This is a genomic window from Clostridium sartagoforme (assembly GCF_039521405.1).
GTDB lineage: Bacteria > Bacillota > Clostridia > Clostridiales > Clostridiaceae > Clostridium > Clostridium sartagoforme.
The window spans coordinates 1-14,368 of record NZ_BAAACH010000030.1 but is presented as its reverse complement, the minus strand read 5'-3'; the positions used below and the strand labels follow the sequence as shown (position 1 = coordinate 14,368).

The 14,368-nt window shown below is 29.0% G+C and carries 14 protein-coding genes; 4 read left to right on the top strand and 10 right to left on the bottom strand.

From position 1 onward, the window contains the following. From buk to cdaA, 5 genes are all read right to left on the bottom strand, one after another. A complete protein-coding gene (buk, locus tag ABDZ60_RS11950) occupies nt 1-1,071 on the bottom strand; it encodes a butyrate kinase (protein ID WP_016205847.1) in 1,071 nt (356 codons plus the stop codon). 21 nt (nt 1,072-1,092) lie between these two features. Beyond that, entirely contained in the window at nt 1,093-2,001 is a 909-nt protein-coding gene (gene ptb, locus ABDZ60_RS11945; protein WP_016205848.1) for a phosphate butyryltransferase, read from the bottom strand. Nucleotides 2,002-2,210: 209 nt separating this feature from the next. After that, nucleotides 2,211-3,812, bottom strand: coding sequence for an NAD(P)/FAD-dependent oxidoreductase (locus ABDZ60_RS11940; RefSeq protein ID WP_343778337.1), 1,602 nt, complete (start codon nt 3,810-3,812; stop codon nt 2,211-2,213). A gap of 294 nt (nt 3,813-4,106) precedes the next feature. Next, nucleotides 4,107-5,363, bottom strand: a complete 1,257-nt coding sequence (locus ABDZ60_RS11935) for a CdaR family protein (RefSeq protein ID WP_016205851.1) — start codon at nt 5,361-5,363, stop codon at nt 4,107-4,109. Continuing rightward, the gene (gene cdaA / locus ABDZ60_RS11930; RefSeq protein WP_016205852.1) at nt 5,336-6,187 is read right to left on the bottom strand and encodes a diadenylate cyclase CdaA; all 852 of its coding nucleotides are present in this window, start codon (nt 6,185-6,187) and stop codon (nt 5,336-5,338) included. Before cdaA ends, ABDZ60_RS11935 begins: the two co-directional genes overlap by 28 nt. Before the next feature lie 150 nt (nt 6,188-6,337). Here cdaA and ABDZ60_RS11925 point away from each other — a divergent pair, with 150 nt between their 5' ends. Both ABDZ60_RS11925 and ABDZ60_RS11920 read left to right on the top strand, forming a co-directional pair. Then, nucleotides 6,338-7,324, top strand: a complete 987-nt coding sequence (locus tag ABDZ60_RS11925) for a hypothetical protein (protein WP_016205853.1) — start codon at nt 6,338-6,340, stop codon at nt 7,322-7,324. A gap of 73 nt (nt 7,325-7,397) precedes the next feature. Then, nucleotides 7,398-7,979 carry a cell wall hydrolase gene (locus tag ABDZ60_RS11920; RefSeq protein ID WP_016205854.1) on the top strand — a complete coding sequence of 194 codons (582 nt, stop codon included), beginning with the start codon at nt 7,398-7,400 and terminating at the stop codon, nt 7,977-7,979. 147 nt (nt 7,980-8,126) lie between these two features. On the opposite strand, the gene iadA is transcribed toward ABDZ60_RS11920, so the two are convergent. The 5 genes from iadA to ptsP all read right to left on the bottom strand — a co-directional run bounded on the left by iadA (nt 8,127) and on the right by ptsP (nt 13,236). Further along, entirely contained in the window at nt 8,127-9,299 is a 1,173-nt protein-coding gene (iadA, locus tag ABDZ60_RS11915; RefSeq protein WP_016205855.1) for a beta-aspartyl-peptidase, read from the bottom strand. A gap of 18 nt (nt 9,300-9,317) precedes the next feature. Further along, nucleotides 9,318-10,451 carry a tetratricopeptide repeat protein gene (locus ABDZ60_RS11910; protein ID WP_016205856.1) on the bottom strand — a complete coding sequence of 378 codons (1,134 nt, stop codon included), beginning with the start codon at nt 10,449-10,451 and terminating at the stop codon, nt 9,318-9,320. 19 nt (nt 10,452-10,470) lie between these two features. Next, nucleotides 10,471-10,995 (bottom strand): chromate transporter, encoded by a 525-nt coding sequence (locus ABDZ60_RS11905; RefSeq protein WP_016205857.1) that lies wholly within the window; start codon nt 10,993-10,995, stop codon nt 10,471-10,473. Then, nucleotides 10,996-11,532: a chromate transporter gene (locus ABDZ60_RS11900; RefSeq protein ID WP_016205858.1), complete on the bottom strand. Its 537-nt coding sequence runs from the start codon at nt 11,530-11,532 to the stop codon at nt 10,996-10,998. A gap of 84 nt (nt 11,533-11,616) precedes the next feature. Then, nucleotides 11,617-13,236, bottom strand: a complete 1,620-nt coding sequence (gene ptsP, locus ABDZ60_RS11895; RefSeq protein ID WP_016205859.1) for a phosphoenolpyruvate--protein phosphotransferase — start codon at nt 13,234-13,236, stop codon at nt 11,617-11,619. 432 nt (nt 13,237-13,668) lie between these two features. Here ptsP and ABDZ60_RS11890 point away from each other — a divergent pair, with 432 nt between their 5' ends. Together ABDZ60_RS11890 and ABDZ60_RS11885 are read left to right on the top strand one after the other, a co-directional pair. Further along, complete coding sequence (locus ABDZ60_RS11890; RefSeq protein WP_343778327.1) at nt 13,669-13,995, top strand: transposase; 327 nt, start codon at nt 13,669-13,671, stop codon at nt 13,993-13,995. A 32-nt stretch (nt 13,996-14,027) separates the two neighbouring features. Continuing rightward, the coding region (locus ABDZ60_RS11885; protein WP_343778325.1) for an IS3 family transposase at nt 14,028-14,368 on the top strand (341 nt) is incomplete at its 3' end.

Genomic DNA, 14,368 nt, shown 5'->3' with positions numbered 1-14,368 from the left:
TTATTTATATTCTTTTGCTATTTCCTCTCCTCTTAAGACTCTTAAAGTTCCTTGAGCTAAAGCCAATAGCTCGTCTTCTCCTGGGTAAACTGTAATAGGTGCTATAAAACTTACTTTAGTCATTAAATCCTTTATAAGTTGTTTCCAATAAGCTATTCCACCTGTAACTATTATTCTATCTACTTTTCCTTCTAAAACTGTTGCCATTTCTCCTATTGACTTAGCAACTTGATAAACAAATGCATTGTAATACTTTATCGCATCTTCTCTTCCTTCATTTACCCAATCTTCTAACTCTCTAGCATCATTAGTATTTAGATATGCTACTAATCCGCCTTTTCCTACTATTTTGCTGTATATTTCTTTTTCTGTATATTTACCACTAAAACATAATCTTATTAACTCACCAATTGGAACACTTCCTGCTCTTTCTGGTGAGAATGGTCCATCTCCATCTAAGGCATTATTTACATCTACTACTTTTCCATTTTTATGAGCTCCTACCGAAACTCCTCCACCTAGATGTACTACTATTAAATTTAGATTGTCATAGCCTTCTCCAGACTCTATTCCGTATCTTTTTGCAACTGCTTTTTGATTTAAGGCATGAAATTTACTAACTCTTGGTAATTCAGGTACTCCGGATATTCTTGCTACGTCTTGTAATTCATCAACAACTACTGGGTCAACTATATATGCTGGTATGTCTAATTCTTTAGCTATTTCATTTGAAATTATTCCTCCTAAGTTAGAAGCATGTTGTCCTTGAAATCCTATTTTTAAATCTTCTAACATAGGGTCATTTACTAAATATGTTCCACCTTCCATTGGCTTTAGCATTCCGCCTCTGCCAACTACTGCATCTAAGGTTTTCATGTCTATATTATTATCCTCTAATGCTTTTATAATTATTTCTTTTCTAAAAAGGAATTGATTATAAATACTATCATATTTTCCTATTTCATCTGAAGAATGTCTCAAGGTTTTAACAAAAACCTCTTTTTCATCTTGGTAAATACCAATTTTAGTTGAAGTTGATCCTGGATTGATAATTAGTAATTTGTAAGACATAACAAAGTCTCCTCCATAATATTATTTTTTTGCTTCTGCAACTAATGCAGCTAGTGCAATGGAGTGTACCTTTGTTTCAAAACTATCAGCTCTGGATGTTAATATTACAGGAGCAGATGTTCCAACTAAAAGCCCTCCATTTCTTGATTTTGATGTATATGTTAAAGTTTTATACATAACATTAGCGGTTTCAATATTTGGAAGTAAAATTATATCTGCTTTTCCTGCTACTTTTCCTGTTATTCCTTTATGATATGCAGCTTCTTCTGATATTGCATTATCAAGTGCTAGAGGTCCATCAACTATACAACCTTTTATTTGTCCTCTATCATTCATCTTTGATAATAATGCTGCATCTACCGTTGCTGGCATATCTGCATTTACTACTTCTACTGCACATACTGGAGCTACCTTTGGTAATTCTATTCCACAAGCATGTGCAACTTCTACTGAGTTATTTAATATTTGCACTTTTGCTTTTAAATCTGGGTAAGTATTAAATGCTGCATCTGTTAATAAAATTAATCTATCAATTCCTTCTATTTCAAATACAGAAACATGTGACATAAGTTTTCCTGTTCTTAATCCTACTTCTTTATTAAGAACACTCCTTAGAAATGTAGCTGTATCTACTAATCCTTTCATAACCATATCTGCGTTTCCACTTGATACTAACCTTATTGCTTCTAAAGTTGCTTTATTTACATTTGGCTCATGAACTATTTCAAATTGTGTAAGATCCATATCAATTTTTTCTGCTATTTCTTCTATTTTTATAGAATCACCTACTAAAACTGCTTCCGCAATTCCTCTTTCTTTCGCAGCCTTAATAGCTTCTAATACAGGCTCATCCTGTGCTACTGCTACTGCTACCTTTTTCTTAGTACAACTGTTAACCTTTTGCAATAAATCATCGAAATTTTTACTCATTTTAGCACCTCTTATATTATTAATGTTATTTATATTAGTAAATATATAAAGAAATAAAATTTCCTTAACATCTATTATAATCCTTAATTTTCATTAATACACTAGTATTTGTTAAAATTATATCAATTTTTGATATAAACTACAAATATTTCCCTTTAATTGTAACAAAAAAAATTCTGAAAACTTAAATTTTCAGAATTTTGTGTCTTTTATTTTATTGGTTTATATTCTCTTATTATCTTTTCTGCTACCTTTAATCCATCAACTGCAGCAGATATTATACCACCTGCAAATCCTGCTCCTTCCCCTGCTGGGAATAAGCCCTTCATAGATATACTTTGTAAGTTTTCATCTCTTATCATTCTAATAGGCGCAGATGTTCTTGTTTCTATTCCTGTTAAAACTGAGTCATAGTTTCCATATCCCTTGATTTTTTTATCAAAGTCAACTATACCTTCTTTCAGTGCTTCTATTACATATTCAGGAAGACACTTTCTTAAATCTTTAAATACATATCCTGCAGTATAACTTGGAGTAACAGTTCCAAGCTTTTCACTTACTTTATCTTGCATAAAGTCACCTAGTAATTGTATTGGTGCTTTATAATTTCCCCCTCCTAGCTTAAATGCTAAGCTTTCATAATGCCTTTGGAACTCCATTCCCCTTAATGGTGAATCTCCTTCAAAGTCCTCTGGTCCCACTGTAACAACTAAAGCTGAATTCGCATTAACTAAATCTCTCGCATGATAACTCATACCATTTGATACTAATCTTTCATTTTCTGAAGCTGCTGCGACTACAACTCCTCCTGGGCACATACAAAATGAATATACAGCTCTTTTAAGCTTTTCACTTTGATATGTCAATCTATATTCTGCTGCCTTAAGTCTTGGATGATTATACATATCTCCATATTGACTTTTATTTATAAGTTCTTGTGGATGTTCTATTCTAACACCAATTGCAAAAGCTTTTGGTTGCATAAATACCCCTATTTTATGTAACATTTCGTATGTATCCCTAGAGCTATGTCCTATTGCAATAATAAGATTTTCACACTCTATTTCATTGCCATTTACTATTATTGATTTTACTTTACCATCTTCGCTTTTTATTTCTTCTAATTTAGAGGAAAATAATACTTCCCCTCCTAAACTTTTTATTCTTTCTCTTATATTTTTAACTACACCCTTTAAAAGATCTGTTCCTACATGTGGCTTAGCAATGTAAGTTATTTCTTCTGGGGCACCTGCCCTAACTAATTCTTTTAATACATAATCGCATCTTGTATCCTTAATTCTAGTAGTTAGTTTGCCATCTGAAAATGCTCCAGCTCCACCTTCTCCAAATTGTACATTTGATTCTGTATTTAATTCACCTGTTTCCCAAAACTTATTAACAGTTTCTGTTCTTTTATCTACATCTTCTCCACGTTCTATTACTAAAGGTTTATATCCCTTTTCTGCTAATAATAACGATGCAAATATTCCTGCAGGTCCAAAACCTACTACCACTGGTCTATTCTTCAATTCAATATTTCCAAACTCTATATCTGTATCATATGAGGACTCCGTAACCTTTATATCCTTATCTTTTAATTTATTAACTATTTTTTTTTCATTTTTATGCTCTACTTCAACACAATATAGGTATTTTATATCGTTTTTCTTTCTCGCATCCAGACTTTCTTTAATTATTTTAAAGTTTTGAACTTCTTCTTCTGAAACCTTTAATTTCTTAGCTATTTTCTTTATTAATATATCTCTATCTTCATCTATTCTTAAGATTATATTATTAATCCTAATTGACATAGTTAATCCTCCTTTGTAATAATAAATTGCAAAGCAATTTATTTAGTTAGCAGTGCACAGTTCACAGTTTATGATAAAACTACTTTGTAGTTTCTGAATTTCAAATTATATCAACTCATTAATCATTGAAATAATGATTTCTTAATTCAGCTAGCTGAATTATTTCCATAACTGTGAACTGTGCCTTATGAACTTCAAACTAGAAATTTTGCTTCACAATTTAATCAACTGTTCCCTGTTACTTGTTCCCTTATACTCTAACTGTGAACTTGTGCACTGTGCCTTATGAACTAATCAATTGCTTCCACCATTGACTGCTGAAGAGTCTCCTTGAGCAACGTCTTTAATTACGGTAATAGTAATTTTTTCTATTGAACTTATAGAAAAATTTTCATTTAACCCTTGCAGAGTTACTTTAGGCTCTTGTTCAAATGTTCCATCTTCTTTAAATGAACTTACATCCATTACTGCCTTTACATTATCGGATGTCACATTTACGATTTCATCTTCATATCCACTTATAATAACTTTTACTGTATCCTTATTAGGTGTAGCTTTCACCCCTTGTATAATTCCACTTATACTGTATTTTACGCTAAATTCCTTTGTTACCAACTTTATTACATTTACCTTTGCAGTTACATATTCTTCGCCTTGAGATATGGTCAATCCTTCTGGGACTACTACTCCTAGTGAAACATCCTTGTTCTCACTTATGGTACTTAAATCTAGTGGTGTTGTATTTACTTCATTAATTGAATCTAATATATCTTTAGGTCCTAACAATTCTACTGTTTTTCTTGAACTATCTACAGATTTTAGTTTTATTCCACTCGGTAATTGGCCTATTGTAACAATATTAACTTTTACAGATTTACCTTTACTAACCTTTAATTCAACATTAGCAGTTTTCTCCGAAAGAAAAACATCTGGAACTTCACTTCCTCCATCATCTAAAGCTTTTATCTCATAGTTTCCCACAATATCCTCAAATACATCTTCTTTATTATCTGTAACAACTAATCTTGACACTCTACTAACTGCTGATTCTGCTCCAATTACTTTAACTTCACTTGGATTTATATTGGCTTCTGATGCAAAATATCCTTGTCTTGGTGTAACATTAATATTAGAAGTTACAGTCATAACTTTTTCCACCATATCTTCTATCTTAATTGATACAGTTAATGTATTAGTGTTTCTTATACTAACTGTAATTGGATAATCTATTATAGACACTGGAATTTTATTTTCGCCTTTCTTCCAGGCATATTCACTTAAGTCTACTTGAACTTTAAAATCACTTTTTTTAATTTTATTTATATCATTTGTATTTCCTTCAACTTTCAATGTTACATATAATTGCTGATTTGGAGTTAATGCTAGCTTTGAACTTGCTAATGTGTCTGTATTTACTAGTTCAACTGGTATTTTACTTATTTCAGTGGTTCTTATTTTGTTTTCTACATTAGTTACATAAACCCATAACCCTATGGATAATAAGATACATATTATAGGTACTACTAATTTGTTTTTTTCCTTCTTATCCAAGCTCTCACCCTCTCCCCAGCTGATTTAACTTTCTTCTTATCACTATGTTGCATCATCTTTATTAAGATTACTCTTAATTTTTCTTTATCATAATTTCTTGTTAATCTTCCATTTATAGCTAAGGATATTACCCCTGTTTCTTCTGATACTACTAAGACTATAGAATCTGAAACTTCTGACAACCCTATTGCAGCTCTATGTCTTGTTCCTAGTTTTTTATTTATTGTATTATTATTTGTAAGTGGAAGTACACATCCTGAAGCCAATATTCTATCTTTTCTTATAATGGTAGCTCCATCATGCAATGGAGTATTAACTACAAATATATTTTCTAATAAATTTGAAGTAACTTTTGCATCTAATATTGTCCCTGAATTTAATACTTCTCCTAATCTCGTTGCTTGCTCTATAACTATTAATGCTCCGGTTTTAGTCTCTGCTAGGTTCTGAATTGCAGTAACTATTTCATTTACTGTTATATTTCTTTCTTCTTCATCTTGTATATTGTGTATTTCTTCAAAAGCACTTCGTCCTATATGCTCTAAAGCTCTTCTTATTTCTGGTTGGAATATAATAACAATAGATAAAAGCCCAATAGTCAATGTTTTATTTAAAATAAAATTTAACATTTCTAATTTTAAGACATAACTTATTGGTATTAATGCTACCATAAGAACTATTCCTTTTAAAAGTTGCTCCGCTCTTGTTTCTCTTATTAACGTATATCCCTTATAAAATATATAAGCAACTACTAATATATCTAAAACAGAAAATACCGATATATTTTTTAATGTGTTTATTATAAATGTACTAATCTCTTGCATAAAGGGCACCCCCTAACCTTCATATATATTAATTATACACCAATTAGTAAAATCTTAGTATAATACTTCGATTTTTTTTTAATTTTATAATATTTTCTACTTTACTATAATATAAATTTATGTAAAGAGATTTATATGAGGTGATATTCTATGAAAGAAAAACTTATTACTTTTTCTAAAAACCATAAAAATTTAATGTTATTTTTAGCATCTGCTTTTTTATTATTATTTTTTTCAGTATTTTTTATCATATATAATTCAGATTCTAATATATCTAAAAGAAGCTTAAAACATATAGCTAATGACTTAAATAATATTAATTCAAATTTAGAATCTGGAATTAAAGATTTAACTATTGACACTAATAAATCTTACGAAGTTTTAACTACATCTTCTGGGGAATTAAAGAAACTTTTAACTTCTATATCTGAGATAAAAGAAACCAATGAAGAAATTTCATCTATAAAGAGTGATTTAAATAATGCTATCGATTCTACTATAGTTTTTTATGATAATTGTATTTATGTTTTATCTAATCCTAATACTATAAAATCTAGTGATGATTTAAATAATTTCCTTACTGCTAAAGAGAAATGTGTTCAAAGCTATTCTATATTAAATTCTCACAATATTAAGATTAATTTTTCGAAGAAATCACTATTATTTTTCGAAAATACTTATAATTATTTAAATACTATAATTAAAATTAATAGAGATACTGAGTTTCAAAATAAGCAACAACGTGAGTTCTTTTTTCAACTTGAAAGTTTTAATTCAGACTTTAATAAACTAAATGAAGATTTAATGATTGCTATTAATAAGATAAGAGAAGATAAGAGAGATTTGCAAGCTGTTATTGATGATATATATAATAAAGAATATATTTATGGAGATATACAATCTAAATCAGTTTCTATTTCTATTCCAGATGGATATATGAATGTATATGAATCTTTAAATGAGTATTTAAATTTATATGGTATATATTTAAAATCAATTAAAGAAGCTGTAATATATGAAAAAACCTGTTCTGATATAGATAAATATTCTGAAGAAATAAATAAAAATTATAAAAATGCTTCTTCAAAAAGAGATGATGTTTTAAAGGCTTATTCTGCATATAAAAGTAATTTCTAAAATAATTAGTATTAAAATTTTCCTTTTGGTAATAATAATCTTGGATTTAATATTATCCAAAAGGAGGTTATTTATGAAATATTTAAAAGCAATACCTATTTTATTTTTAACCTTTTTATTTTCAGCAGAAATTCCTGTATTAGCTTATAGTACTATTAGTACAGCATTCAATACCAATAGTACTATAAGCACTGACGTTAGTAGAGAATTAGATAATAACTTAATAAATATGCCAGAAGAGAATGTGGTTGAAGTTTTTAATCACAATGAAAATTTAATATATTTGACAGAAGATGATTTGAATTTAATGGCTAAAATCGTATATGCTGAAAGTAAAGGTGAGCCCTTTGAGGGTAAAGTCGCAGTTGCATCGGTTATTTTAAATAGGGTATTAAGTCCAGGATTTCCAGACAGTGTTAGGGAGGTTATTCTTCAACCAAACGCATTTTCCTGTGTTATTAATGGGGAAATATCAGTTGTTCCTACAGAAGAATGCTATAATGCTGTTTATGAAGCTATAAAAGGTAATGATCCAACAAATGAAGCATTATTCTTTTATAATCCTTCCATAGCTACTTGTTCTTGGATGCAAGGTGTTGAAAAAGCTGATAGTAAATCTATTGGTCAACATTTATTCTTTAAAACAAGTTACTAAAAATCATATGAATGGAGCTGTCTATGCGACAGCTTCTTCTTTTTTAGAAATTTATCAATCATTATTACTATACTAATATTTTTAATAATTAATCTAAAAAAAGAAATTCAGCAAAACTGAATTTCTACCATAATTGTCAATTATTAATTATTCAAAAGTTCCCATTACAATTGGTTTCCCATTCTTAACCATAATTCTTCCTTTTGCTATAACAGTATCTATTTCTAAAGAACTTTCATCTACTAAAACAAGATCTGCATCTTTTCCCTTTTCTATTGAACCTTTGTTAGAAAGTTTTAATATCTCTGCTACATTTGATGTTATTACTTTAAGTGCATCTTCTATTTTAATATTATATGTCTTTATACATTCCTTTACTTCTCCATAAAGTGTTGATACTGAACATATCCCAACCTTTGTTAACTTACCGTCATTATCAAATATAGGCATACTACCATTTCCATCCGATGAAAATGTAATATGAGATAAATCAATGTTGTTTTTTATTAGATTACTTAACCCTTCACTTGCTCTTAACTCTCCTGGTTCTAAGCAATTAGGATCAGAACTTGTAGTAAGGTCTATAAATCCACCCTTCTTAACATATTCTTCTCCGGCTTCAAATAATTCTTTATTTCTATTAATATGAGTTGGTAATAATTGAGTTGCTGGAAGCTCTGTTTCTTCAATTAATCTGAATAAATAATCTAATTTTCTATCTCCATCACCTAAGTGAATATTAACTATTCCAGATTTTCCCGATAATAAACCTCCTACTCTCGCTTGTGCTACTACTTGTGTAAATTCTTCAAATGTCGCCTGAGAACTTCTGTGGTCTGATATAGCCACCTCTCCTACCCCAATAATTTTATCTACTAGCATTAAATCTCCTTTTATGCTAGTAGATAAAGTTTTTACTGGTATCTCATATGAACCTGTATAACAATATGTAGTCAATCCCTCTTCTTCTAAAGCCTTTGATTTAGCTATTAAACTTCCCATATCTCTACAAATTCCATCTGTTCCTATACATCCAACAACCGTGGTTATCCCAGCTGTTGTTAAATCTGTTAACTTTATTTCTGGTGTTCTAGTTTTAAAGCTACCTTCTCCACCTGCACCATTAATATGAACATGACAATCTATAAATCCAGGGAAAAGTAGTTTTCCTGATCCATCTACTACTTCTATATCAATAAAATTTTCAGGAACTTTCAAATTTTCATATATTCCTTCAATTTTATCTGATACTATAACTACATCTTTTTCTCCTTGATACTGGGGAGAATAAACTTTGATTCCTTTTATAACTGTTATCATCTACATCTCTCCTATATTTCAATTACTTAAAATATCCTTTATAAGATTATTATTATAAATGGAACTTGGATATTTACTAACAAGCTCTCCTGCATAAAGTTTACTTTTTTCTTTATCCAAATCTTTATATAATAAGGATATTCTATAATAAGTTTCTTCTATATAGTTCCCATTTTCATAGTTAGATATATAATCTTTAAAATATTTTATAGCTTCTTCATTTTTACCTACTTTTTCACTTGTTGATGCCAATAAAAACATTACATCATCATGTAGATGGTTATTCATTGAATGAATAATAGTGGCTTCTAATAAATATTTAGCTTCTTCATACTTTTCTTCTTGAAATAAACCTGTTGCCTTTATATAATTTTCTCTTATTTCTTCATCTGTTAACGAATTTACTTCTAAAGTACTACTTTTTTTATTTTCTTCATTATCTTTATTTTCTTCATTATCTTTATTTTCTTCATTCTGCTCATTATTTGTGCTTTCATTCTCAACAGGTTTTGAAATATTATTAGCTAATTCTTCTTTATTTATTTGTACTTTTTTAAACTTATTGTTAAGTAATATTCCTGATGTTAAAAAAACTACTGCTATAGATGCTATTATTAAAGTTTTTAAAAGTGATTTATTATTTATATTTAAAATTTCATTTATTTCCTTTTTGATATTTTTAGCCTTATAATTAAACTTATCAATAGATATAACCTTTTCCACATATTCCATACTTAAGCTATATTCAGCTTTCCTTAAGTAACACGTTGCTAAAGCGTTATTGACATTTATGGAATTGAAGTCACTTTCTTTACAAATACTTAAATTTTTCAAAGCTTCATCTATATTTAAGTCGTTTATTAACTCTTCTGCTTTTTCATATAAGTCTTTTCTATAAAAATCCTTCTGTACATCTTTTAAATACGATTTTGCTATATCGTTATTATTATGATGTTCATTTATTTTCCAAATAGGAATCGCTTCCTCAAGATTTCCTTTTAAATACAATAATAATCCCTTTAAATTGAGAAGATTTGAGTCTTCTAAATCTCTTGATATACCAATTTCACAAACTTCTAATGCCTTATCTATATATCCGTTATTATATAAATGAAGTGCTTTTTCATATGCCTTCTTATCCCTATTTTTCATTCAATTACCTCTTCTAAATTTACAAATAAAATATTAATCCCATAATCCCCGCTATTACTATAACTAGTATAGGATGAACTTTTTTACTTAGTAATACTAATCCTATTATCGTAGTTATTATTATACTCTTTAAGTCCAAATAAGATTCTTTTGCTAAGTCTACAAAAGCTTTTATTATTAAGGCAATTAAAACAGGTCTCATTCCCATTAGTGCTGATTTAATTAATGTAGATTCTTTAAATTTTTCTAGGGTATTACTTATTATAGATATTAATACAAATGATGTTATTACTACTCCTGTTGTTGCCATAATGGCACCTAGAACGCCTGATAACTTATATCCTACAAAAGTTGCTGAATTTATGGCAACTGGTCCAGGAGTCATTTGTGATATACCTATAATATCCATAAACTCGCTTATTTTAAGCCAATCATTTTTTTCTACTATTTCTCTTTGAATAAAAGGAATCATAGCATAACCACCGCCAAAGCTAAAGGAACCTATCTTAAAAAACGAAAGAAATAATCTTATTAGTATATTCAATTATTTCACCTTCTTTCTTAAAAATACAATTCCGTATATCGCTGAAGTCACTATGACTATAATTGGATTTATATCAAAAAATACTAATGCTATAAGGGCTATTATAATAATTACTATATTTTGTACACTTTTATCTATTCCTTTGCTTAAACTTATTGCTCCTGCTAATACAAGCATTGGAACTGCTGCTGTTATTCCCTTAAATACCGCATTAACATAATAATTATCTCTAAACTTCATAAAAAATGCTGCTATTATTAATATTATAAAAAACGAAGGAAGAACAACCGCTAAAAGAGCCATTATAGCTCCAATAAATCCTCCTATTCTATATCCTATAAATACTGAAGAATTAACTGCCAATGCTCCTGGTAAACTTTGTGCTACTACTAATATATCCATGAATTCTTCTTTTTCAATCCACCCTTTATTTTTAACAACTTCTTCTTCTATAAGCGGAATCATTGCATATCCACCACCAAAAGTAAAAGCTCCTATTTTAAAAAATGTTATGAACATTTCTATAATTTTATTCATGTATCCTTTTCACCACCTATACTTAACTATTTTAACTAAAAATAAAAAGCCACATTCATAGTATGTGACTTTTCATCATTTTAATTATTCTTGTTCTAGTATTATCTTCTTAGCTGTTAAAATTGATGTAGCACTCATTGAGAATTCATCTAAACCATATTCAACTAATGTTGGAATTGCAGCTTCATCTCCAGCCATTTCTCCACACATTCCAACCCACTTACCATGCTTGTGAGCTCCGTCTATTGTCATCTTTATTAATCTTAATACAGCTGGGTGCATTGGATTATAAAGGTATGATACTTTTTCACTCATTCTATCAGCCGCTAATGTATATTGAATCAAATCATTTGTTCCTATTGAGAAGAAATCTACATATTTAGCTAATTCATCTGCATACACAGCTGCAGCTGGGATTTCAACCATGATACCCCATTGAATTTTTTCTGAGTATTCTTTTCCTTCTGCTTTTAATTCAGCTTTACATTCTTCTACAAATTCTTTTGCAGCTTGGAATTCTTCTAAGCCTGAAATCATCGGGAACATTACAGCAAGATTTCCATAAACAGAAGCTCTAAGTAACGCTCTTATTTGAACCTTAAATATATCTTTTCTATCTAAACATAATCTTATAGCTCTATATCCTAAGAACGGATTCATTTCTTGTGGTAATGGTAGATATGGAAGTGTTTTGTCTCCACCAATATCTAGAGTTCTTATAACAACTTGCTTTCCATCCATTATTTCAAGAACCTTCTTATAAGATTCAAATTGTTCATCTTCAGTTGGAGCTGAATCTCTATCCATGTATAAGAACTCAGTTCTAAATAATCCAACACCATCTCCACCATTTGCAACTACAGCTTCAGCATCTGCAGGTGAGCCTATGTTTCCACAAACTTCAACTCTTCTACCTGATTTAGTAACTGTTTTTACACTTATAAGTTTCTTTAATTCTTCTTGTTCTGCTAAGAATTTTTCTCTCTTAGCTGTATATTCATCTATAACTGATTGGTCAGGATTTATTATACATACACCTTCAATACCATCAACTATAACAAAGTCTCCGTTTTTAACTGATGTAGTTATATCCTTCAATCCTACAATTGCTGGTATTTCTAAAGTTCTTGCCATAATAGCTGAGTGAGAAGTTCTTCCCCCAATATTAGTTAAGAAACCAACAACCTTACTTCTATCTAATTGTGCTGTATCTGATGGAGTTAAGTCATGAGCTACTACTACAGTATTTTCTTCTGTTATAGCAAATGCATCTCCGCCTTTTCCAGCTAAGTTTGAAATTATTCTCTTTGAAACGTCTTTAATGTCTGCAGCTCTTTCTTTCATATATTCATCTTCCATTGAATCGAATATCATTACAAATGTATTTGTAATATTTTCAACTGCTTTCATTGCATTTATGCTATTTGATTCTATTTCTAACAACATTCCACCAGTAAATTCTGGATCATCTAATAAAGTTAAGTGAGCTTCGAAAACTTGAGCTTCATGTTCTCCAATTTCAGCTAGTGCTTTATCTCTAATTGCAGTTAATTGTACTTTTGCTTGCTCTAAAGCCTTTTGTAGAACTTCTTTTTCTGCTTCTACATTAGAAACTTTTGTATCTGTTATTACTATTTCTTCATGTTCTTGTAAAAATACTTTTCCTATTGCATAACCTTTAGATGCAGCTATACCTTTTTTCATTTCCGAGATTCCTCCTTAATAATAGCTATAAACTCAAATTTTATATGAAATTTATAGAAAGTACTAATCTGTTTTTAAATTACAACTACAATGTATTATATCATACTTTTTCACTATGTTAATAATAATAAACATAAAATTTATTATTTTCTCTTTTAAATTTAAATATTTTATCTATTTTACTTGCATATTTTAAATAAAATTATAATTTCATTTTATAAATTTTATAAAATTTTCTAATATTTCTATTGTTAATTATTTCTTATAAATTGTTTTGTCATTTTATAGCATACATGTATTAATAAATTATCATACAGTAGAAATAAAAATTAATAAAAAAACTCCCGTATAGTATAATCCCCTTATGGTAGACAAATAAAAAAAGACCTTTATAATTAGGTTAGATATTTGTTTACTATAGGGGGATTTTTTATGAGTGGAATTCAAAGGAAATATAGCAAAGAGACTAAATTAAAAGCAGTTGATATGCACTTAAATCAACATATAGGAGCAAATACAATTGCTAAGGAATTAGGCTTAAGTGAGAAAAAGAGAGTTTATGATTGGGTAAAAAAATACCAAGCTGAAGGTGAAAAAGCTTTCGATATTGAAAGTAGAGGAAGAAAATCTAAAACTCGAACTAATGGTTCACGAATAGGTAGACCCAAAACTAAATTTTCATCATTAGAAGAAGAAGTTGAGTACTTAAGAATGGAGAATGAATTCCTAAAAAAGCTAAGAGCTCTGGCAGAAGAATAACACGAGTTAATATATATGAGATTATATTTTTTATGTCAGAGCGATATTCTATTATACGTCTTTGCCTATTGGCAAAAGTAGCGCGAAGCTCTTATTATAAATGGCTCAAGCGTAAAGATATTATCACCAATAAGGATATACAGGATAAAATAATTAAAAATCATATACTAGATATACATAATAAATATAGAGGAACTTATGGACGAAAGAGAATATGTATTTATCTTAATAATATATTAGGCATTGAAATAAATCATAAGCGTGTATATAGACTAATGAATGAAATGAATATAAAAGCTGTTATTGTAAATGTCAACCTCAAAATGTTGAAAAGTTCCAACATGAAAATGCATAATTATTTGATAGTTATTTG